The sequence below is a fragment of the Corynebacterium sp. ACRQP genome, assembly GCF_022345915.1.
In the GTDB taxonomy this organism is placed as follows: domain Bacteria; phylum Actinomycetota; class Actinomycetes; order Mycobacteriales; family Mycobacteriaceae; genus Corynebacterium; species Corynebacterium lehmanniae.
The window spans coordinates 126,490-147,532 of sequence record NZ_JAKRMZ010000001.1 but is presented as its reverse complement, the minus strand read 5'-3'; the positions used below and the strand labels follow the sequence as shown (position 1 = coordinate 147,532).

The window sequence follows — 21,043 nt, the reverse complement described above, 5'->3', positions numbered from 1 at the left end:
GCGCGATTCCCTGCAGGGACCTGAAATTCTCATTAGCCTAGCTGTCATGAAAAGCCAGCCTCGAGTTCTCGCCATCGTACTGGCCGGCGGTGAGGGCAAGCGCCTGTTTCCGCTGACCGCTGACCGTGCCAAGCCCGCCGTGCCGTTCGGCGGCAACTACCGTCTCATCGATTTCGTCCTGTCCAACCTGGTCAACGCGGGCTACATGCGCATCGCGGTGCTGACCCAGTACAAGTCCCACTCGCTGGACCGCCACGTGGCCACCGCGTGGAACGTCTCGGGCCCGACGCAGCAGTACATCGCCTCGGTGCCCGCGCAGCAGCGCCGCGGCAAGCGCTGGTACTCGGGCTCGGCGGACGCGATCGTGCAGTCGCTGAACCTGATCTACGACGACGCGCCGGACTACGTGCTGGTCTTCGGCGCGGACCACGTCTACCGCATGGACCCGTCGCAGATGGTGGAGGACCACATCGCCTCGGGCAAGGCCGCCACCGTGGCGGGCATTCGCGTGCCGCGCTCGGAGGCGCACGCGTTCGGCTGCATCCAGGCGGACGACGACGGCACGATCACCGAGTTCCTGGAGAAGCCCGATAACCCGCCGGGCACCCCGGACGACCCGGAGACCACGTTCGCGTCCATGGGCAATTACTGCTTTTCCACCGAGGCGCTGATCCAGGCGCTGCTGGAAGACGAGCAGAACGAGGACTCCGCCCACGACATGGGCGGCGACATCATCCCGTACTTCGTGGCCCAGGGCGAGGCGAACGTGTACGACTTCTCCCGCAACGAGGTCCCGGGCGCGACCGAGCGCGACCGCGGTTACTGGCGCGACGTGGGCACCGTGGACTCGTTCTACGAGGCCCACATGGACCTGATTTCCTCGCACCCGGTGTTCAACCTCTACAACAAGGCGTGGCCCATCCACGCGACGGAGGAGGACAACCTGCCGCCGGCGAAGTTTGTCATGGGCGGCATCGCGCAGGAGTCCATCGTGGCGTCCGGCTCCATCATTTCGGGTGCGACGGTGCGCAACTCGGTGCTCTCCACCGACGTGCGCGTGGAGGAAGGCGCCACCGTGGAGGGCTCGGTGCTGATGCCGGGCGTGCGCGTGGGCAAGGGCGCAGTGGTGCGCCACTGCATCCTGGATAAGAACGTCTACGTCTCCGACGGCGAAACCATCGGCGTGGACGCGCAGCGAGACGGGGAGCGCTTCACCGTCTCCGACAACGGCGTGGTCTGCGTGGGCAAGAGCGAGGTAATTTAGCGGCGCTTGGTCAGAAGCGTCAGCCCGCCGTCGAGAGGCAGGCGCGCAAGGGCGGCATCTTCGAGCGCAAGCGTATCGACGTAAGCGTCCGCCTCGCGCGCGGCTTCAGTGTCGCGGTCGCGGCGGGTGGGGTCGGCCACGGTGCCGTCGAGAAGCGAGCCCGCGATGACGAGCGTGCCGCCGGGGGCGAGCAGGGGCCACGCGGCGTCGATGAGCGGGCGCAGCTCCACGGCGGAGACGTCGGCGTAGATGAGCTGGTACGCGCCGGTGGCCAGGCGCCCCATCACGTCCAGCGGGCGGGAGGTGAGGAAGCGCACCCGCGACGGCGCGAAGCCCGCGGCGCGGAACGCCTCCTTCGCGCCCGCCTGCAGCGCCGCCTCCGGCTCGATGCAGGTCAGGGTGGCTTTCTCGCGCAGGCCGGCGAGGATGTGCAGGCCCGCAACCCCCGCGGCCGGGGTCACCGCGACCGCGCCCTGGGAGGCCTCGTTGCCCGCCGCCAGCACGGACAGCAAACCGCCCACGACCTGGCTGGGAACCGGCACGCCGTTTTCCTCGGCGTCCTCGCGGGCGCGGGCGAGCGCTTCGCCCACCGCCTCCGGCAGGTGGTCCCGGCGGGAGTCGATGTAGGTGCTCAGTTGGGTAAACGCAGTCTCACTCACACCGGCAATCATAGCGGGGCCCAAGTGTCCAGGGAGCTCACAGGAGACGCGCTGGATTCCGAAAGGTCGGTCTGGAACACTGTCCGTTATGACCTCTGAGGAAAGCCAGCTGTCCGGCACTGCCGCGTTCGACGCAGGCGAGGGGGCAATGCCCACCTGGTCGGAGCTGGTGCAGGAACACGCCGACAGCGTCTACCGCCTTGCCTACCGCCTCTCCGGCAACCAGCACGACGCGGAGGACCTGACGCAGGAGACCTTCATGCGCGTGTTCCGCAGCCTGAAGAACTACCAGCCCGGCACCTTCGAGGGCTGGCTGCACCGCATCACCACCAACCTGTTTTTGGACATGGTGCGCCGCCGCGCGAAGATCCGCATGGAGGCGCTGCCGGAGGACTACGAGCGCGTGCCCGGCACTGACATGACGCCGGAGGAGGCCTACAACGTGGCCAACCTGGACCCGGCGCTGCAGCGCGCGCTGGACGATCTCGCGCCGGATTTCCGCGTCGCCGTCGTGCTCTGTGACGTGATGGGCATGACCTACGAGGAAATCGGCGACACCCTTGGGGTGAAGATGGGCACGGTGCGCTCCCGCATCCACCGCGGGCGCGCGCAGTTGCGGGAGTCGCTGGAGAAGCAGGCGCTTGACGACGCGCACGCGAAGGAACTCATCCGCACCCGCTAACAAGCGACGTGATGTCAATGTCCAAACGCGAATTCAACTCCACCGACCACCTGAACCCGGAGGCGGTCGCCGCCTTCGTGGACGGCGAGCTGTCAGATGCGGCGTTCCGTCGCGCCGCCCGCCACTTGGAGGATTGCGAGGAGTGCAGCGCCGAGGTCGACGCCCAGCGCCGCGCCGCGAACCGGCTTCGCGTGGTGGATAACTCCAGCGTGCACGCCCCGGTGTCGCTGGTGGAGCGCCTGGCGGGCATGTGCGCCGAGGACCTCGACGGGGTGGACGAAGCACAAGCGTCGAGCGGTCGGGGCAGGAAGCTGGCCACGGACCTCGGATCGGCGCTGCAGTCGGCTCTGGGCGCGCTGAAGCGCCGCGGGGAGTAGGGTGTTGTAGGTGTTTTCCAACATCGGCTGGGGCGAGATTTTCTTCATCCTGATCATCGGGCTCATCGTGATCGGGCCCGAACGCCTGCCGTCTGTCGTGGAGGATGTGCGCGCGGCGATCTACGCCGCGAAGAAGGCGATCAACAACGCCAAGGCCGAGCTCAACGGGGAGCTGGGCGAATTCGAAGAGTTTAAAAAGCCCATCAACACCGTCTCCCAGTACGCGGCGATGGGCCCGCGCCGCGCGATGGCGAAGGTGCTGTTCGAAGACGAGGCAGGCACGGCGCAATCAGAGCCGGAACCCACCCGCTCCGGACCGCGTTCAGCGCAGTCGCAGCAGAGCCAGCCTGCGCCGCAGGAGCGGCCGAGGCCGGATCAGGCGGAGCGGCCGTCGAAAGGCAGGAGCTTCTCCTGGGAGGACATCACTTAACCCGTGGGTTGAGACTCTTGCCGGCGAGGGACTCGCGGCGCACCTTCAGCTGATCCGCGACCGCCTGGATGGCCTTGGCGGCGGGGGAGCCCGGCTCGGAGATGGTGACGGGGGTGCCGGTGTCGCCGTGCTCGCGCAGCTTCGGGTCCAGGGGGATGGAGCCGAGCAGCTTCACGTCGGAGTCCGTGAGCTGGGTCAGGCGCTCGGCGACCTGCTCGCCGCCGCCCTCGCCGAAGATATTCATGACGGTGCCGTCGGGCATGGTCATGCCGGCCATGTTCTCGATGACGCCGGCGATCTTCTGGTCCGTCTGCTGCGCGATCGTGCCGGCGCGCTCGGCCACCTCGGCCGCGGCGGCCTGCGGGGTGGTCACGATGAGCAGCTCCGCGTTCGGCACCAGCTGCGCCACGGTGATGGCCACGTCGCCAGTGCCGGGCGGCAGGTCCATGAACAGCACGTCCAAGTCGCCCCAGTACACGTCGGCGAGGAACTGCTGGATCGCGCGGGTGAGCATGGGCCCGCGCCACACGATCGGCGCGTTGCCTTCGACGAACTGGCCCACGGAGATGTGGCGCACGCCGTGGGCGATCGGCGGCATGATCATCTCGTCGACAACCGTGGGGCCCTGGTCGGTCGAGCCCATCAGGCCGGGCACAGAGTGGCCGTAGATGTCCGCGTCCACCACGCCCACGCTCAGGCCCTGCGCGGCTAGCGCGGTGGCCAGGTTCACGGTCATGGAGGACTTGCCCACGCCGCCCTTGCCGGAGGCGACGGCGAAGATGCGGGTGCGCGTGTCCGGGTCGGCGAACGGGATCGCAGGCCCGGTCTGCTCGTCGCGCAGCTTCAGCGCGAGCGCGCGGCGCTGCTCGTCGCTCATGGTGTGCAGGGTGACGGTGACGTCGCCGACGCCGTCGAGCTCCTCCAGCACCGCGCGTGTGTTGTCTTCGATGGTGTCGCGCATCGGGCAGCCGGCGATGGTCAGGTAGATGCCCACGGCCACGTCCGCGCCGTCGATACGCACGGATTCCACCATGTCCAGCTCGGTGATGGGCTTGCCGATCTCGGGGTCCTCCACGCGCTCGAGTGCGGCGAGGACGTCCTGCTCTGTGATGTTGTGTTCAGTAGCCATGTTGCCCTGCAGTATAACGGTGCCTCGCGGTCGAACGGATACACTGGTGGGCATGACAAATCCCATGAGCAACTCGTCTCGCGTGCCCGCGCGCGAGGTTCCCACGGGCTGGCCTGTCGGCAGCTTCAAAACGTACGCGGAGGCGCAAGCCGCGGTGGATGCGCTTTCTGACCGGGAGTTCCCGGTGGAGAAGCTGTCCATCGTGGGCGTGGACCTCATGCAGGTGGAAAAGATCACCGGCCGCCTGACCTGGGGCAAGGTGCTGGGCACCGGCGCGCTTTCCGGCCTGTGGATGGGCCTGTTTTTGGGCCTGATCCTCTCGGTGTTCACGGAGCCGGGCTCGGGCTGGGTGACGTTTACCACCACGCTGATCCTCGGCGCGATCTTCGGCGTGATTTTCGCGGCGGTGGCCTACGCGTTCACGGGCGGCAAGCGCGACTTCTCTTCGGCGACGGCGATCGTGGCGGGCCACTACGACGTGCTCTGCGATCCGGATGCCGCCCCGCAGGCGCGCGACCTCATCGCGGGCCAATTGCCTATCGACGACACGTCGCAGCCTAATGCGTAGACACACCCGCGCCCTGGCGGCACTTTCCGTGTGCGCGATCACGCTGTCCGGGTGCGCCGCGCTCGGACAGAAGAGCACCAGCAAGGAACCGATCGCGATCGGCATCGACGCCGACGACCCGGAGCAGCGCGTCCTGGGCGAGATTTACAGCCGCGTGCTGCAGCAGCTGGGCCGTCCCACTAGCGTCACCGCCGCCGATTTCTCGGCGGGCGACACGCTGCGCGTGCTGAAGGAAACGCCGGTGGACTTCGTGGTGACCTGCACCGGCCGCCTCGTGGAGGAAACCGACGTGGAGGCCGCCAAACGCCTGAAGAAAGAAGCGAAGGAGGAGCCGGCCGGGTTCTCGGACGTGGTCTACGACCAAGCCATCGCGGGCCTGCCCAGCACCCTGCGGACCGTGGATCCTTCGCCGGCGCAAAGCTGCGGGCGTTCCGGTGAGCTGCCGCAGAACATCATCCCGCTGTTCGACAAGTCCGGCTTCGACCGCGGCGAGATCAACCGCCTGAACTTCATCACCCGCGTCATTTCCACCAAGTCGCTGGAGGAAATGGTCGAGGACATCGAGGGCGGCGCCGACGTCCAGGACACCCTGGCGGCGTGGATGATGGAAAACGCCCACATCAACATCTACAACGACGAGCTGCCGGAGGCCGACGAGGACGGTGCCGCCGCAGGCGATTCCGCCGACAGCGCCGGCGCGCGCTAAACACGCATACCAGGCACGAGGAAGGGCCCCGGGGTCAACCCTGGGGCCCTAGCGCTTGTGGGGGAGCGCGGTGACGTGCTCCGTCGTCAAGCTACTTTGCAAATGCCTCCTCGAGCAGCTGCTTCTCCTCCTGCTGGTGCACCTTGGCCACACCGGTTGCGGTGGTGGACTGGGCACGGCGGGACACGCGGACCATCTCCGGCATGTCCGGGATCAGGGTGCGCAGGTGCTCGTTGTAGAACGGCCATGCGCCCTGGTTTGCCGGCTCGTCCTGGACCCAGCGGATCTCCTTGGCGTTCGGGTAGTTCTTGAACGCATCCGAGAGGCGGTTGAACGGGATCGGGTGGAGCATCTCCACGCGGATGATCGCGATGTCGTCGCGGCCGTCCTTCTCCTTCTTCTTCGCCAGCTCCCAGTAGATCTTGCCGGAGCACAGCAAGATGGTGGTGACCTTGTCGGTGTCGCCGACGACCTTGTTGCCGCGCTCGACGAAGTTCGGGTCGTCGATGACGGACTGGAAGCGCTCCACCTCGATGAAGTCAGCCGGCTGCGAGACAGCCGCCTTGTTGCGCAGCATGGACTTCGGCGTGAAGACGATCAGCGGTCGCTTCATCTCGCCGAGCGCCTGGCGGCGCAGCAGGTGGAAGTGGTTTGCCGGGGTGGACGGCTGAGCGATGGTCATGGAACCTTCCGCCACGAGCTGCAGGTAGCGTTCGATGCGGGCGGAGGAGTGGTCCGGGCCCTGGCCCTCGTAGCCGTGCGGCAGCAGCGCGATCAGCGAGGACATCTCGCCCCACTTGGTCTCGGAGGAGGAGACGTACTCGTCGATGATGGTCTGCGCGCCGTTGGCGAAGTCGCCGAACTGCGCCTCCCAAGCGACCACGGCTTCCTTGTTGCCCAGGGTGTAGCCGTACTCGAAGCCCATGCCGGCGTACTCCGTCAGGGCGGAGTTGAACACCTGGAAGTGGCCGCCGTCGCCGTTCTCCTGCGCGTTGTGGTCCAACGGGTTGTACGGCTCGGCGTTGTCCGGGTTGTACAGCACCGCGTGGCGCTGGGTGAAGGTGCCGCGCTGGGAGTCCTCGCCGGCGAGGCGGACAAACTTGCCCTGCTCCGCCAGGGAACCGAAGGCGAGCAGCTCGCCCCAGCCCCAGTCGATGTCGCCGTCGGTGAACGAGCCGCCGCGCTTCTTCAGCACGGACTTCAGGCGCTTGTTCGGCGTGAAGTCCTCCGGCAGGTTCGCGTACGCGTCCGCGAGGCGCTTGAACTGCTCCTCGGGGATGTTGGTGTCCAGGCCGCGGGTGAGCTCCTGGGACTCGGTGATGCCGGTCTGCTCGCTCGGCTGGCCCTTCTCTGCCTTGACGTCGGAGAAGACGGAGTCCAGCTGGTCGTGGAAGTCCTGTGCGGCCTTCTCTGCGTCTTCCTCGGTGATGTCGCCGCGGCCGATGAGGTCCTGCGTGTAACGGGTGCGCACCGACGGGTGGGAGTTGATGCGGTCGTACATGACCGGCTGGGTCACCGTCGGGTCGTCGGCCTCGTTGTGGCCGCGCAGGCGGTAGCAAATCAGGTCGATGAAGACGTCCTTGCCAAACTCGCGGCGGTACTCGGTGGCCAGCTGGGCAACCCATGCGGCGGCCTCCGGGTCGTCGCCGTTGACGTGGAACACCGGGCAGTCGAAGCCCTTGGCCAGGTCGGTGGCGTAGTAGGAGGAACGGCCGGAATCCGGGGTGGTGGTGAAGCCGATCTGGTTGTTCACCACGATGTGGATGGTGCCGCCGACGGTGTAGCCCGGCAGGCGGGACAGGTTCAGGGTCTCCTGAACCACGCCCAGGCCGGTGAAGGAAGCGTCGCCGTGCAGCATCAGCGGCACGACCGGGTGGTCCTCGCGGCCCTTGGCAAGCTTGATCTGGTCTTCCTTGGCGCGGGCCATGCCCACCAGGACCGGGTCCACGGCCTCGAGGTGGGACGGGTTGGCGGCCAGGGAGACCTTGATCTCGCCGTCGCCGAACATCTGGATGTGCTCGCCCTCGAAGCCGAGGTGGTACTTCACGTCGCCGGAGCCGCCCTGTTGGGCTGCGCGCATGTTGCCCTCAAACTCGTTGAAGATGGTGGCGACCGGCTTGCCCACGATGTTGAACAGCACGTTGAGGCGGCCGCGGTGCGGCATGCCGATGACAACCTCTTCGAGGCCCTGGCCTGCGGCGGTGTCGATGATGGCGTCCATCAGCGGGATCAGGGTCTCGGCACCTTCAAGCGAGAAGCGCTTTTGGCCGAGGTACTTGGTCTGCAGGAAGTTCTCGAAGGCCTCAGCGGCGTTGAGCTTCTGCAGGATGTACTTCTGCTCCGGGCCGGTCGGCTTGGGCATGCCGGCCTCGACACGGTCGCGCAGCCACTCGCGCTCGTCGCGGTCCATGATGTGGGAGTACTCGGTGCCCACCTTCAGGGTGTAGGCGGCGCGCAGGCGGGACATGACCTCGCGCAGAGTCATCTGCTCCTTGCCACCGAAGCCGCCGACGTGGAAGACGCGGTCCAGGTCCCACAGGGTCAGGCCGTGGGTTTCCATGAGCAGGTCGCGGGAGTCCGGCTTGGGCAGGCCCGGCTGGTGCCAGTGCAGCGGGTTGGTGTCGGCGATGAGGTGGCCGCGGGAGCGGTACGCCTCGATCAGCTGCATGACGCGGGTGTCCTTGTTGATGCCGGTGTTCGGCTCGTCCTGTGCCCAGCGCAGCGGCGCGAACGGGATCTGCAGGGAGCGGAAGATCTCGTCCCAGAACTTGTCGTCGATGAGCAGCTGGGAGATGTCGCGCAGGAACTCGCCGGACTCCGCGCCCTGGATGACGCGGTGGTCGTAGGTGGAGGTCAGGGTGACCAGCTTGCCCACGCCGAGCTCGGCGAGGCGGTCCTCGGAGGCGCCTGCGAACTCCGCCGGGTAGTCCATTGCGCCGACGCCGACGATGGTGCCCTGCCCCTTGGTCAGGCGCGGGATGGAGTGGCGGGTGCCGATGCCGCCCGGGTTGGTCAGCTGGATGGTCACGCCGGAGAAGTCGTCCATGGTGAGCTTGCCGTCGCGGGCGCGGGCGACGATGTCCTCGTACGCCTCGACGAACTCGTTGAAGGACTTGTTCTCGCACTCCTTGATGGCGGCGACGACCAGGGAGCGGGAGCCGTTCTTGCCCGGCAGGTCGATGGCCAGGCCGAGGTTGATGTGCTCCGGCTGCACCGCGAAGGACTTGTTGCCGTCCTCCTTGTAGTTCTTGTTCATGTCCGGGTGCAGCTTGGTGGCCAGGACAATGGCGTAGCCCAGGATGTGGGTGAAGGAGACCTTGCCGCCGCGGGTGCGCTTGAGGTGGTCGTTGATCAGCGCGCGGTTTTCAAACATGAGCTTGACCGGCATGTCGCGCACGGTGGTCGCCGTCGGCACCTCGAGCGACTCGTTCATGTTCTTGGCAATGGCCTTGAAAGCGCCCTTGAGCTGGAACTCGCCGGGCTCAACCTCGATCTGGTTGACCTTGTCCAGCGGGGAGGACTTCGCCGGGGCCGCGGGGCGCTTCGGCTTCGCCGCGACCTTGGCTGCTGCCTCGTCCACCTTGGTCTCGCGGCCGTCCTGGCTCGGGGCGCCGGTGCTGCGGGAGACCTTCGGGTCGGTCTTCGGAGTGCTTGCGCTCTCGTCGGAAGGGGTGACGTTGGGGGTGCCCTTCGCGGTCTTCGGAGCGCCCTTGTTCTCGAAGAGTTCGCGCCATTCGGCGTCCACCGAGTTGGGGTCGTCCTTGTACTGCTGGAACATCTCGTCAACCAGCCAGCTGTTCTGGCCGAACGTGTTTTCGCTGCTCACGGCAGGTTCTCGCCTTCCTTCTGGGTTGTGTTCGCGGAACGTTTCTTTGACTGTAATCGTCGGCGCTGGTAACGCGCTAACTTGGGTTGTTCCTCTCCACGGGGGCCCATAGTTTCACCCCCGTTATCGGTTAACAGCCCACATATGGGCATATCTTCCGCCTGCGGAGATGAGGTCCTCGTGGCAGCCGTCTTCAATGATACGTCCTTCATCCACGACGAGTATGCGGTCGGCCCGCGCGGCTGTGGCGAGGCGGTGCGCGACGACGACGGAGGTGCGCCCCGCCATCGCCTTGTCGGAGGCATCGAGCACGGCGCGTTCGGTGGCGGGGTCGAGGGTGGCCGTGGCTTCGTCCAACAGCAGCACCGCGGGTGTGAGCATCTCCGCGCGGGCAAGCGCGATGATCTGGCGCTGCCCGGAGCTTAAGCCCCGGCCGCGTTCGCCGACGCGCGCGTTGAAGCCGCCGGGGATGGTGCCGATGACGCCGAGGGCACCGATGCGCTCCACCGCGGCCTGCACCTCGGCGTCCGTGGCTCCGGCGGCGCCGTAGGCGATGTTGTCCGCGACGGTGCCGGGGAAGAGGTAGGACTCCTGCGGCACCTGCGCGAGCGCGCGCCGCCACTCCGCGAGCGGGAACTCGGCGACGTTCGTCCCCGACGCGCGCACGGCACCTTCCACCGGGTCGTAGAAGCGGGCCAGCAGCTTGACGACGGTCGACTTGCCCGCCCCCGTCGGACCAACGAGTGCCACGGTGGAGCCGGGCGAAAGGGACAAATCCATGCCGTCGATGACTGGCTCTGAATCCGGCGAGTAGCCGAAGGTGACGTCGTCAAGCGAAAGCTCCCCGGACGCGGCGGTGTGCGCACCGGGGCGGGTGCCGGTGTCGGGGACGGTGGTGCGCTCGTCGAGCAGTTCGCGGATCCGGTCGAAGCTGACGGTGGCTTGCTGCCAGGAGTCGAAGATTTGGCCGAGCTGCTGGATCGGGCCGTAGAGCTGGCTGAGGTACATGGTGAACGCGACGAGCACGCCGACCGACAGCGTGCCGTCCGCGATGCGGGTGGCGCCGACGCCGATGATCACCGCGGTCATGACCTGGGAGACGAACTGCATGCCGGGGAAGTACAGGCCCACCAGGCGCACAGAGTTCATGCGGATGCGCCGGTATTCGTCGCTCATCGCGGAAAAGCGCGACTCGAAGTGGTCTTGGGCGAGGTGGGTCTGGGTGACGCGGATGCCGCCGATGAGCTCGGCGAACTCGCCGTTGACCGCGGAAATCTGCGCTCGCGCGGCGGCGTAGAAGCGCTTGGAGAAGTGCCTGAAGCCCCAGGTGGCCAGCGCGATGACGGGCACGGCGGCAAACGCGACGAGCGCGAGCTGGCCGTCGGTGGCCACCAGCATCACCGTGACACCAGCGAGCGAGCCGACGGCGACGATGGCTTGGGCCAGCCCGGTTTGCAGGAAGCTGGACAGGGTGTCGATGTCCGTGGTCATGCGCGTCATGATCTTGCCGGACAGGCGCGACTCGAAGTAGCTCAAGCCCAGCTGCTGCAGGTGGGCGTAGGAGCGCAGGCGCAGACCGTAGAGGAGGCGCTCGCCGGAGCGCGAGGACAGCACCGTCATCACGGTCATGGACGCCCACGCCACCGCCACCACGGCGAGTGCGACGAGCCCGGTGCGGATCAGGCTTGCCTGGTCCGAGTTGGCGATGCCGCGGTCCACGGCCGCGCGCACGAGGGTGGGAAACGCCAGGTCCGCCACCACACCGACCACCAGCAGCGCCACGGTGCCGGCGATGAGCCAGCGCACTGCGCGGAACAGGTCGCGCACGTGGAAGTCGCTGGACGGGGTGCGCAGCTGCTCCAGGCGCTCGGCGCTCAAATCCGGCTGCTCGGTGGCCGCCGGGAGCTTCTCCACCCGCGCGAGCAGCTCCGGGGTGGCGTTGACCGTGGACGCGCGCCCGGTGGTGGGCACGATCACGCGCTCGCGCTCGGGCTCGGTGACCTCGGGCCACAGATCGGTGCGGGTCGGGGCCGCGGGCAGCTCCGTAGGCGTGTCCGCGGACATGGTGGCCAGGTACTCCGGGCTCTCAACCACCTCATCGCGGGGGCCACACTTGACGACGGCTCCGCCGCGCACCACCGCAACCTCATCCGCGTGGTCCACGGTGGACTGACGGTGCGCGACCGTGAGCACCGCGACGTCTGTGAGCTCCTCGCGCAGGTTGGCCAGGATGCGGGATTCGGTGACGGCGTCGATGGCGCTGGTGGCGTCGTCGAGCACGAGCACCTCCGGCTTCGCCATGAGCGCGCGGGCCAGCGCGATGCGTTGGCGCTGCCCGCCGGAAAGCGTCAGGCCTCGCTCGCCGACTTCGGTTTCGTAGCCGTCCGGCAACCGCTCGATGAATTCGTCGGCGCAGGCCAGGCGCGCCGCCTCGCGCACCGCGGCGTCGAGCTCATCCGGCGGGAGGTGAGAGCCCATGGCGATGTTGTCGCGCACGGACGAGGAGAACAAGAACGCCTCGTCGAACACACACAGGACCTTCTGGCGCAGCGCGGTGGGGGAGGCGGAGCCGTCGAGAAGCTTCACGCTCCCGGAATCCGGCTGGTAGAAGCCGCCGGCGAGCTGGACGGCCATGGTTTTGCCCGCGCCGGGCGGGCCGACGAGTGCGACCGTTTCGCCCGGTCGGACGGTGAGCGAAAAGCCGTTGAGGACGGGGTTGCCGCCGGTGGAGAAGTGCACGTTGTCGAAGCGGAGGCCGGTGCCGGTCGCGGGGGTCGCAGAGGGTTCGGCGGCCGGGGCGAGCCCCAGCACGTCGTCGAGGCGGTCGAAGGAGCTCATGCCCATCTGCAGGCGCACGTACTGGTTGGTCAGCATGGACATCATCGACGTCATGGAGGTCAAATACGCCGTGAACGCCACGAACTGGCCGATGGTGATCTGCCCGCGGATGGCCAGCATGCCGCCGGCGATGATGGTGACCACCAGCGCGACCTTGGGCAGCTGCGAGAGGACCGGCTGGAAGCGCGCCGTGAGCTTCGCCGCGCGCATCTTCACCGCGTAGAGGTGGCGGCCCAGCTGATCTAGCTGGTCGATCTCGCGCTGCTCCTGTCCGAACGCTTTGACCACGCGCACGCCGGAGACGGTCTGCTCGACGTGCTCCGCCAGCTCCGCGGTGGCGTGCTGGTTCACCCAGGTCGCGGCGTAGAGCGTTTTGCGCGAGCGGTTGGCCTCCCACAGGATCAGCGGCAACAGCGCCAGCGACATCAGGGTCAGCGGGATGTCCATCCAAAGCATCACCGCAAGCGTGAGCGCGAGCTGCACCACGCGCGTGAGCAGCATGGGCAGGTTGGCCAACACCATGTGGTACTGGTTCAAATCCGAGATGGAGCGGGAGACGATCTGCCCGGTAACAATGTCGTCCTGGCCCGGCCCGTCCAGGCGGTGCAGCGTGCGCAGGATTTCCGTGCGCAGCCAGTGTTGGGAGGTGGATGCCAGCCGGCCCGACGTGACGCGGCGGGTGAAGCTTAAGGCGTAGGTGGCCGCGGCGACGGCGACCATTGCCCACGCGGTGCGCGTCACCGATCCTTCCGCGTTGCCGGTGGCGATGTCCACCGCGTGGCCGGTCAGCGCCGGCACCGCCGTCTGGAACACGGCGGCGAGCGTGGCGGCGGCAAAGGCGGCGACGGCTGCGGGCCGGTTGGCGCGAAGGGATCTGGTGAGCAGGGGGTTAATTGTTGTCGCCGTCCTTGTCCTCGTCCTTGAACTGGCGCAGGATCCAGGCGGCGAAGTCCTTCTGGTTCAGGCTCAGGCCCTTGCCATCCTCGTCGGTGTCTTTGTCCGGCAGCGGGGTGGCAAAACCTGCCGGCACCGCGCCGAGGCCGGACTGGATGTTGCCGATCACGCCGTCGGCCAGCTTGCGGTTGGCGGTGGTGCCGGCGACCGCGCCGATGCCCAGTGGCATGAGCTTGCCCAGCCACGCGCGACGCTGGGACTTGCGCATGGAGCGCATGGCGATGCGCTGCAGCACGTTGTTGGTGTTGGACAGGGTCGGGCCGGAGAATTTGGCCAGGGTGGACTTGCCGGGGATCTTGCCGGCGTCGTCGCCAAGCATGGCGTCCACAATCGCCAGGCCCTTCGCGCCCATCAGCAGCGAGAGCACGAGCGCGCGGCGGCGCTCCGGGTCCTCGATGTCCTCGCCGCGTAGGTAGGCGGATGCCACGGCGTAGAACGCGGCGAGGTCCAAAAACAGCACAGATTCGCCCGCCACTGCGGCCGCGCCGGTAAACAGGCCGATGCCGGGCACGGCGGCTGCGGCACCCACGCCCGCGCCGGTGCCGGTGACGGTGTTTTTCAGGTGCTCGTCCATAAGATTCTGAATCTCCGCAGGCGTGGCCTCCGGGTTCTGGCGGCGCAGCCAGTTCACGTAGGTGCGGATGGTGGAGGTCTGCATCTGAACAGCCTTATCCACCGCGCCGATAAACGCGCGCCCCAGCGGGCCGGCGTCCTTTTCTAACTGCGTCGGGTCTTCGCGCAGCGCCTCTTCAATTTCCTGGCGGACGGCGAGGTCCTGGTTCTTTTTCTTGTTGCCAAACATGTAACTGTCACTTTCGTTAATCGGTTTTTTACGTCGGTCCAGCATAGTTGGATGCTGTGCGCTTGCGTCTACGCTGGATGCCATGACTGCCGTCGAGCACCCTGTCGCAGACACCACCGCGGGCAAGGTCCGCGGCGTGGTGGACGCGCGCTCCGGCATGCGCACCTGGCGCGGCGTGCCGTTCGGCGCCTCCACCGCACACACTGGCCGTTTCCGCGCCCCACAGCCGGCGCAGAGGTGGCAGGGGCTTTACGACGCCTCACGGTTCGCCCCGCCCGCCATGCAGGGCACATTCGGCTGGCGCGACGCCGTCATCGGCACCGAGGACTGCCTGACGCTAGACATCGTGCGCCCCGACACCGAGGAGGAGCTGCCGGTGGTGGTCTACTTCCACGGCGGCACCTTTGTCACCGGCGCGAGCAACGAGAAGGTGCTGCAGGGGCATTTGCTTGCCGACGCCACGCAGGTCGTCTACGTCTCCGTGAACTTCCGCCTGGGCGTGCTGGGGTATTTGGACTTCCGCTCGCTGGGCCACGACTGCGTGGCCACGCCCGCGCTGTTGGACCAGATCCTGGCGCTGGAGTGGGTGCGCGCGAACATCGCCAACTTCGGCGGCGATCCGAACCGGGTGACCATCATGGGCGAATCTGCCGGCGGGGCGGCCGTGGTGCACCTGATGTGCTCGCCGTCTGCGCGCGGGCTGTTCCACGGCGCGGTGGCCCAGTCGCCGCCGCCGGCCAGCGTGCACTCACGCCTGCAGGCCGCGATGTGGGTGCGCGAACTGGTCACCCGCATGGGCCTGCCGCGCACGACTACGCTCGCGGACCTGCGCGAGACCCGCGCCGAAGAACTCGTGCGCGCCGGGCAATCCATGCTGCTCAACACTAAGGAACTGGTGCAGCTGAACACCAGCTTCATGCCCACAGTGGACGGGGAGACGCTCACCGCGCACCCCATCGACACCTTCGAGGCCGGCGAGCAGGCGGCCGTGCCGCTGATCGTGGGCACCAACTCCGACGAGGCGAGCTTTGCCAAGGCGATCTACCAAACCACGAAGACTCGCCAGCGGGCGGCGCGCCGGGCGCTGGAGGCGTTCGACCCGGACAACGCCCAGTCGGTACTGCGCGCCTACGACTACGCCGGGGAGCGCGGCGACTATGCCGACCTCATCGCCGACGCGGTGTTCTGGGCGCCGACGGTGATCCTGGCCACCGCACACCGCAGGAAGGCGAGCACGTGGATGTACCGCTTCGACCACGCGTCTGCCGCGATGCGCATGCTGGGCTTGGGCGCGATGCACACCGCCGATCTGGGCGCGGTGTTCGGCGAACCGAACGCCACGAAGGCCTCGCGCTGGGACGTCTTCGGCGGATCTGAGGCGTTCACTGAGGTCAGCCGGGTGATGCAGCACCACTGGGGGCAGTTCTTCCACACCGGCGCGCCGGGCGAGGAGTGGCCGGTCTACGGTTTCCGCTCCGACGATAGGCCGGGACGTGCGACGGCCGTGTTCGACGCTGGTATGCGGGTGGAGTGGGACCCGAAGGCGTCGCAGCGCAGGGCGTGGGAGGGCTTTGACATGCGCGAGTGGGGCATCCACCGCCAGGACCTGATGGATTCGGCCGCATCGCTGCTCGGTGCCGCCCATCCGTCATGGGGTGACAGTTAACCCCGCCGTGACAGGGAAATGCCACGCATGCGCAAGCATTCGTGGCTAGGCTTGTGCCCGTTGTGGCCGAGCTTGGGAAGGAACCACCGACATGAGCTTTTTCGAGGACATCGCAGCGGCGCTCGACCGCGAAGGCATCGAGTCCCGCGTGGGCGGCGACACCATGTTCGTGCCCATGACGGCGGCGCTGGAGATCCAGTTCGTGGAGATCGATCCGCACTTGCCGGCCGCCAACGTCTACATCGCGGCCGCGGACGTGGACGAGGACGACGAGGATTTCGAGGCCGTGCTGGTGGCCGTGGTGTTCTCCGTGGAGGACGCCGTGGCCGCGGTTGCGGAGCACATGGCCACCGACCAGGTGATCACTGTGCTGCGCGACCTGTTGGAGGGCACCGACGAGCGCATCGGGGACCTGGAGTTTTTCCAGGACCACCTGAATCCGCAGCAGGTGCGCGCCGAGGTCGGCGACAACGCCGAGCTTCTGGTCACCATCGACACCGTCGAGGGCACCCCGCACGCCAAGGTGACCTTCATCGCGCTGCCGGACGATTACGACGACGTGCTCGACGACGCCGAGGGCGAGCTCTGGGAGTCCGACGGCGACGCGGAGCTGACCGAGGAAGACCGCGCCCGGCTTTTCGACGCCATCCACGACGAGGCCCTCATCGACGCCGAACGGCTCGAGCTGGGCAGCTTCACCGACTTTGACAGGCTTTTCGACGTGCTCTCGCTCGCCGCCGACCAGGCTGAGGACTGGGAGTCGCAGCTTTTGCCCGTGGACGACGAGTTCGACGAGCCGGAGATCTACGACCTGTTCGGCCAGGACGACGAAGACGACGACGAGACCGACGATGTCGAATATGACGAGGACGACGACGAGGGCGTCCCCGGTATCGACGAGGACGACAGCAGCGACGCCGCCCGGGGCTAGTCTGAGCCGTTAAGCAGCGCTGAGCCCATCAAACATCGACGACGGCGAGGCGACCGGCGTGAATGTGCCGTCGACGAGCCACACGTAGTTCGCCGTGCGCGTCCTGGCCAGCTCGTGCACCGCGTGCGCGCAGTCGTCGGGGATCAGCGCGCGTACCCACGCTTCGGTGAGCACCGTGTCCACAACCGCGCCGGTCGTGTCGGCGATGCGGACCTCAATCAGATAGGCCGGCACCTGGTTGCCTCCGTAGCCCTGTATCCGGGCCCGCGCCCGTGGGCCGACCCTGCGCCGTGTCACGGCCAGTGTCAGCTGCGGCCCGTTGGCCACCCGCGGCAGGGTGAGCACCGGTGGACGCCACGCGGCGGTGGGGCGGGAGAGTGAGCGCGGGTGGTGCATGACGGCCTGGGCGGACTCGAGGATCGCGGGGTGACGCTCGCGGATCTCTTCGGCGAGGGCCTCCGGGGTGTAGGCGGGGGAATGGGACTTCTCGTTTCGGCTGACGCTACGCAGCGGATTCTTCGTGTTGAACTTCATGGCGCACACACTACGAAGCGCCTCCGACACCACAGGCCGACCGTTCGAACATGTTGTCGAAAGTATCGCCTCTACCTGGGGTGATTTTGCTTTGTGGAAATTATCTGCCACATTGCCAAATCAGACCACCCCTACCCAGCGATGTACCCTAACCAGCAATGAACGCCGACAGTCCAACTCAACAGCAGACACCCCGCACTCAACCGAAGATCCCGCGCACGATCTGGGTCCTTGTCGGCGCCGCGTTCATCATCGCCCTCGGCTACGGGCTCATCGCCCCGGTGCTCCCGCAGTTCGCCGGCAGCTTCGGCGTGTCCATGGCTGCCGCCGGCGCAGTGATCTCGATCTTCGCGTTCGCGCGGCTCATTGGTGCGCCGGGGGCCGGCCGGCTCGTCGATAGGCTTGGCTCCCGCCCGATCTACCTCACTGGCCTGCTTATCGTCGCCGCCTCCACGTTCTTCGTGGCTTTCGCGCAGGCCTATTGGCAGATCCTCGCCCTGCGGTTTATCGCCGGGTTCGGCTCCACCATGTTCACATTGTCGGCCCAGGCGTTGATCGTGCGTGTGACGCACCCGTCCATCCGCGGGCGCGCGAACGCGCTGTACGCCTCGGCGTTTCTGGTCGGCAACGTCGTTGGCCCCGTCATCGGCGCCGCGCTATCCTTCCTCGGCTTCCGCGCGCCGTTTGTCATTTACGGCATCGCGGTGGCGGGCGCGGCGGTCGCCGTCGGCGCACTGACCCAGCCGAAGCCGGGCTCCGAGCCGCTGCCCGCGGCCAAGCCGAAGATGCGCGTGCGCCAGGCGTGGCACACCTCCACCTACAAGGCGCTGCTGGCCGCCGGGTTCACCAACGGCTTTGTCAACATGGGCTCGCGTGTGGCCATCTTGCCGTTGTTCGCCGCGGCCGTGTTTGAGCGCGGGGGAGCGGCCGCCGGGCTGGCGCTGACCGCCTTCGCGTTCGGCATGGCCGTGACTCTGCAGTTCTCCGGCCGCCTCGCCGATAGCCTCGGCCGCCGCCCGCTGGTCGCCGCGGGTCTTGCCACCTCGGGCGTGTTCACGACACTCCTTGGCGGCGCGACCAGTTTCTGGCCGCTCGTGCTGATGTCTGCCGCCGCAGGCATCGGCGCGGGCCTGATGAGCCCCGCGACCCAAGCCACGCTCGCGGACATCATCGGCAACGAGCGCTCCGGCGGTACAGTGCTGTCCACGTATCAAATGACGCAGGATGCCGGCACCATCCTCGCGCCGGTGCTGCTCGGCGCCGTCGCGGAGGCGGCGGGCTTCCAGGCCGCGTTCGGCGTGTGCGGGGCGGTGTGCGCCGCCACGTTCATCATCTGGCTTGTCGCCGGAAAGGAAACAAAACCGTGAGAGTCATCCTGGATTGCGACCCCGGCATCGACGACACCTACGCAATCATCTTCCTCACCGCCGCGGCCCACGCGGGGCTCATTGAGCTCGATTGCCTAACGACGACCTCCGGCAACGCCCCCGCCGACCAATGCGCCCAAAACGGCGCCTGGATCCTGGGGCTGAGCGGCCTGCCCATCATCTCGCTGGCCGCCGGCCTGCCCGAGCCGCTCGAGGTGGAGCTGACCACCACGCCCGAGACCCACGGCGACACCGGCCTGGGCTACGCTCACGCTCCCCACCGCCACGTGGAGCACGACTGGGACGCGTTGTGGATCGACTCCATCGAGCGCGGCACAGACGACCTGCACCTGATTGTCACCGGCCCCATGACCAACCTGGCCGCGTTCGCGCACACCCACCCGGAGCACTTTGCCAAGCTCAAGCACATCACCGTCATGGGCGGGGCGGTGAACTACCCGGGCAACACCACGCCGAGCGCAGAGTGGAACTTCTGGGTGGACCCGCACGCCGCCGCCGACGTGTTCGCCATGACACAGACCCCGATCACGCTGTGCTCGCTCGGCGTGACGGAACGGATGGTGCTCAGCCCGGAGGCGTTGGCGGAGTTCGTCGATAAGCTTGGCGGTTCCCCGCTCGCCGAACACCTGGAGGCGATCACCCGCTTCTACTTCGAGTTCCACGAGGAGGTGGGGGAGGGCTACCAAGCCCAGATCCACGACCTGCTCACCGTGCTGATCGCGCTGGGGCACGTGGAATACACGTGGAAGGACGCTACCGTCGATGTGGAGGCGGACTCGCAGCTCATGCGCGGCACCTCCGTGGCGGACCTGCGCGGGATTTGGGAGCGCGAACCCAACGCGCGCCTAGTCACCGGGGCTGACATCGCGATGGCCTGGGGCTGGTTCACGTGGGCCTGCGAGGTACACGCGAAGGTCGCCGCAGGCGACGCCGAGATTGTGGAGCTGCGCCACCTGCGCGCCGACGACTAGGAGTGCAACTGTATCGTTACTTTAAAGGTCTGCAGGGATCTCCTTGCGTATAGAGCGCCGAGCATCAATCTCTTAGTGCATGAGCAGGCTGCGATCTGAATCTTCGCTTGCAGTATGGTCGCATTGCGATCTTCTGCTAATAGTTATCCTTGAAGATGCTTCCGCATAGGCAAATTTCGGAAAAACTGAGGGTCAAATTGTGTATTCCGTAGTCGATCTGTTTTCGGGGGCGGGCGGGCTGTCCTGTGGTTTTCAGGCGGTGAAAAATGGGAGCGATGGCCAAATATTCAAAACTCGAATGGCTGTCGAGCTTGAAGCAGATCCAGCTGCAACGTTTAGCGAAAACTTCCCGGAAGCAACAGTGCTGCAAAGAGACATGCGGGATGTTGTCCAGGACAGGTCTATTCCGGAGTGCGATGTTGTCATTGGTGGACCACCGTGCCAAGGGTTTTCTCGTTTGGGGAAGGGAGACCCCGCAGGTCTTTACAACGACCTTTGGCGCTCTTACGCACAAGCCATAGGCCAAGCGCTTCCAAAATATTTCCTGATGGAGAACGTTCCACAGTTTTCGCAGTCCCCCGAGCGACAGTTTTTTGAGCGTGAGCTTTCGGGCGGTCTCCTTCAAGATTATGTAATCGCACCAATTAGGACAGTTAACTGTGCTGATTACGGGGTACCCCAAAACCGTAGAAGGATGGTTATCCTGGGCTCGCGTAGGGATCAACCAACGCTAGATTACCCGCCTCCCACCACAAAGGCTCCTTTAACAGTAGGTGACAGCTTCGAAGATGTGAAACAGAGGGTGAGTGACATCGATCTGCCTTCGCGTTTTACCTACTTCAACGGACTAAAACGCCCGGGTCCTTTTGAGTCGAGAGAGCTTCATCTTGGGCGGCGCTACAGTGACCTATCGCTTAAACGGTTTAAATACATTTCGGTACCTGGAGGTAATAGGTTCGATTTACCTGAGCATCTGAAGGCAGATTGTTGGAAGAGACACGAGAAGGGAAACACGGATGTGATGGGGCGTCTATATCTGGATCGGCCCTCAGTTACGATCAGAACCGAGTTCTTCAAACCAGAAAAAGGGAGATATCTACACCCCACTGAAGATCGTGCTATCACCCATTATGAGGCAATTCGATTGATGGGGTTCCCGGACGATTATCGATGGGTCGGAAGTAAGACAAGCATTGCACGGCAAATTGGCAATGCTGTACCCCCGCCTTTTGCGAGGACCATGGGTGATGCGGTGGCAAGGCTACTAGCGAAACGCTCAACCCATGTCCACTAATTAACAACTGACAGACTACTGGAG

At 66.4% G+C, this 21,043-nt stretch carries 17 protein-coding genes; 11 read left to right on the top strand and 6 right to left on the bottom strand.

All coding sequences use genetic code 11. The features are described from left to right. Window positions 1-46 precede the first annotated feature (46 nt). Window positions 47-1,264 (top strand): glucose-1-phosphate adenylyltransferase, encoded by a 1,218-nt coding sequence (glgC, locus tag MHY23_RS00670; protein WP_239305988.1) that lies wholly within the window; start codon window positions 47-49, stop codon window positions 1,262-1,264. Here the strand turns inward: glgC and MHY23_RS00665 are convergent. Further along, complete coding sequence (locus tag MHY23_RS00665) at window positions 1,261-1,935, bottom strand: O-methyltransferase (RefSeq protein ID WP_255713740.1); 675 nt, start codon at window positions 1,933-1,935, stop codon at window positions 1,261-1,263. The two genes, glgC and MHY23_RS00665, sit on opposite strands and share 4 nt — an antisense overlap. A 76-nt stretch (window positions 1,936-2,011) precedes the next feature. Here MHY23_RS00665 and sigE point away from each other — a divergent pair, with 76 nt between their 5' ends. The 3 genes from sigE to tatB are packed head-to-tail and all read left to right on the top strand — an operon-like array spanning window position 2,012 to window position 3,412. Beyond that, window positions 2,012-2,605: an RNA polymerase sigma factor SigE gene (sigE, locus tag MHY23_RS00660; protein WP_239305986.1), complete on the top strand. Its 594-nt coding sequence runs from the start codon at window positions 2,012-2,014 to the stop codon at window positions 2,603-2,605. A gap of 17 nt (window positions 2,606-2,622) precedes the next feature. Then, window positions 2,623-2,982 carry an anti-sigma factor gene (locus MHY23_RS00655; protein ID WP_239306096.1) on the top strand — a complete coding sequence of 120 codons (360 nt, stop codon included), beginning with the start codon at window positions 2,623-2,625 and terminating at the stop codon, window positions 2,980-2,982. 10 nt (window positions 2,983-2,992) lie between these two features. Then, window positions 2,993-3,412, top strand: a complete 420-nt coding sequence (tatB, locus tag MHY23_RS00650) for a Sec-independent protein translocase protein TatB (RefSeq protein WP_239305985.1) — start codon at window positions 2,993-2,995, stop codon at window positions 3,410-3,412. Here tatB and MHY23_RS00645 read toward each other — a convergent pair. Then, complete coding sequence (locus MHY23_RS00645) at window positions 3,405-4,541, bottom strand: Mrp/NBP35 family ATP-binding protein (protein WP_239305984.1); 1,137 nt, start codon at window positions 4,539-4,541, stop codon at window positions 3,405-3,407. The two genes, tatB and MHY23_RS00645, sit on opposite strands and share 8 nt — an antisense overlap. Window positions 4,542-4,593: 52 nt before the next feature. Between MHY23_RS00645 and MHY23_RS00640 the strand changes: the two genes are divergently transcribed. Further along, window positions 4,594-5,109 (top strand): general stress protein, encoded by a 516-nt coding sequence (locus MHY23_RS00640; RefSeq protein ID WP_239305983.1) that lies wholly within the window; start codon window positions 4,594-4,596, stop codon window positions 5,107-5,109. Next, on the top strand, window positions 5,102-5,815 hold the full coding sequence (locus tag MHY23_RS00635) for a hypothetical protein (protein WP_181888187.1): 714 nt from the start codon (window positions 5,102-5,104) through the stop codon (window positions 5,813-5,815). Before MHY23_RS00640 ends, MHY23_RS00635 begins: the two co-directional genes overlap by 8 nt. A 91-nt stretch (window positions 5,816-5,906) precedes the next feature. On the opposite strand, the gene MHY23_RS00630 is transcribed toward MHY23_RS00635, so the two are convergent. The 3 genes from MHY23_RS00630 to MHY23_RS00620 all read right to left on the bottom strand — a co-directional run bounded on the left by MHY23_RS00630 (window position 5,907) and on the right by MHY23_RS00620 (window position 14,235). After that, window positions 5,907-9,641 (bottom strand): multifunctional oxoglutarate decarboxylase/oxoglutarate dehydrogenase thiamine pyrophosphate-binding subunit/dihydrolipoyllysine-residue succinyltransferase subunit, encoded by a 3,735-nt coding sequence (locus MHY23_RS00630; protein ID WP_239305982.1) that lies wholly within the window; start codon window positions 9,639-9,641, stop codon window positions 5,907-5,909. A gap of 123 nt (window positions 9,642-9,764) precedes the next feature. Continuing rightward, entirely contained in the window at window positions 9,765-13,373 is a 3,609-nt protein-coding gene (locus tag MHY23_RS00625; RefSeq protein WP_370645785.1) for an ABC transporter ATP-binding protein, read from the bottom strand. Continuing rightward, window positions 13,369-14,235, bottom strand: coding sequence for a hypothetical protein (locus MHY23_RS00620; RefSeq protein WP_239305980.1), 867 nt, complete (start codon window positions 14,233-14,235; stop codon window positions 13,369-13,371). The genes MHY23_RS00625 and MHY23_RS00620 overlap by 5 nt, the downstream gene beginning before the upstream one ends. Before the next feature lie 82 nt (window positions 14,236-14,317). Between MHY23_RS00620 and MHY23_RS00615 the strand changes: the two genes are divergently transcribed. Then, a complete protein-coding gene (locus MHY23_RS00615; RefSeq protein WP_239305979.1) occupies window positions 14,318-15,901 on the top strand; it encodes a carboxylesterase/lipase family protein in 1,584 nt (527 codons plus the stop codon). Between the two features lie 91 nt (window positions 15,902-15,992). Beyond that, window positions 15,993-16,832 (top strand): hypothetical protein, encoded by an 840-nt coding sequence (locus MHY23_RS00610; RefSeq protein ID WP_239305978.1) that lies wholly within the window; start codon window positions 15,993-15,995, stop codon window positions 16,830-16,832. Window positions 16,833-16,841: 9 nt separating this feature from the next. On the opposite strand, the gene MHY23_RS00605 is transcribed toward MHY23_RS00610, so the two are convergent. Further along, window positions 16,842-17,366: a hypothetical protein gene (locus MHY23_RS00605; RefSeq protein ID WP_239305977.1), complete on the bottom strand. Its 525-nt coding sequence runs from the start codon at window positions 17,364-17,366 to the stop codon at window positions 16,842-16,844. A gap of 158 nt (window positions 17,367-17,524) precedes the next feature. On the opposite strand from MHY23_RS00605, the gene MHY23_RS00600 reads away from it, so the two are divergent. From MHY23_RS00600 to MHY23_RS00590, 3 genes are all read left to right on the top strand, one after another. Beyond that, the gene (locus MHY23_RS00600) at window positions 17,525-18,733 is read left to right on the top strand and encodes an MFS transporter (RefSeq protein ID WP_239305976.1); all 1,209 of its coding nucleotides are present in this window, start codon (window positions 17,525-17,527) and stop codon (window positions 18,731-18,733) included. Then, window positions 18,730-19,725 (top strand): nucleoside hydrolase, encoded by a 996-nt coding sequence (locus MHY23_RS00595; protein ID WP_239305975.1) that lies wholly within the window; start codon window positions 18,730-18,732, stop codon window positions 19,723-19,725. Before MHY23_RS00600 ends, MHY23_RS00595 begins: the two co-directional genes overlap by 4 nt. Window positions 19,726-19,924: 199 nt before the next feature. Next, window positions 19,925-21,019 carry a DNA cytosine methyltransferase gene (locus MHY23_RS00590; RefSeq protein WP_239305974.1) on the top strand — a complete coding sequence of 365 codons (1,095 nt, stop codon included), beginning with the start codon at window positions 19,925-19,927 and terminating at the stop codon, window positions 21,017-21,019. Window positions 21,020-21,043: the final 24 nt, after the last annotated feature.

Coding starts and splice junctions, on each gene's coding strand:
- MHY23_RS00665 (WP_255713740.1), bottom strand. CDS start 1,935: ATGATTGCCGGTGTGAGTGAGACTGCGTTTACCCAACTGAGCACCTAC.
- MHY23_RS00640 (WP_239305983.1), top strand. CDS start 4,594: ATGACAAATCCCATGAGCAACTCGTCTCGCGTGCCCGCGCGCGAGGTT.
- MHY23_RS00635 (WP_181888187.1), top strand. CDS start 5,102: ATGCGTAGACACACCCGCGCCCTGGCGGCACTTTCCGTGTGCGCGATC.
- MHY23_RS00610 (WP_239305978.1), top strand. CDS start 15,993: ATGAGCTTTTTCGAGGACATCGCAGCGGCGCTCGACCGCGAAGGCATC.
- MHY23_RS00615 (WP_239305979.1), top strand. CDS start 14,318: ATGACTGCCGTCGAGCACCCTGTCGCAGACACCACCGCGGGCAAGGTC.
- MHY23_RS00605 (WP_239305977.1), bottom strand. CDS start 17,366: ATGAAGTTCAACACGAAGAATCCGCTGCGTAGCGTCAGCCGAAACGAG.
- MHY23_RS00620 (WP_239305980.1), bottom strand. CDS start 14,235: ATGTTTGGCAACAAGAAAAAGAACCAGGACCTCGCCGTCCGCCAGGAA.
- sigE (WP_239305986.1), top strand. CDS start 2,012: ATGACCTCTGAGGAAAGCCAGCTGTCCGGCACTGCCGCGTTCGACGCA.
- MHY23_RS00655 (WP_239306096.1), top strand. CDS start 2,623: ATGTCCAAACGCGAATTCAACTCCACCGACCACCTGAACCCGGAGGCG.
- MHY23_RS00645 (WP_239305984.1), bottom strand. CDS start 4,541: ATGGCTACTGAACACAACATCACAGAGCAGGACGTCCTCGCCGCACTC.
- MHY23_RS00600 (WP_239305976.1), top strand. CDS start 17,525: ATGAACGCCGACAGTCCAACTCAACAGCAGACACCCCGCACTCAACCG.
- glgC (WP_239305988.1), top strand. CDS start 47: ATGAAAAGCCAGCCTCGAGTTCTCGCCATCGTACTGGCCGGCGGTGAG.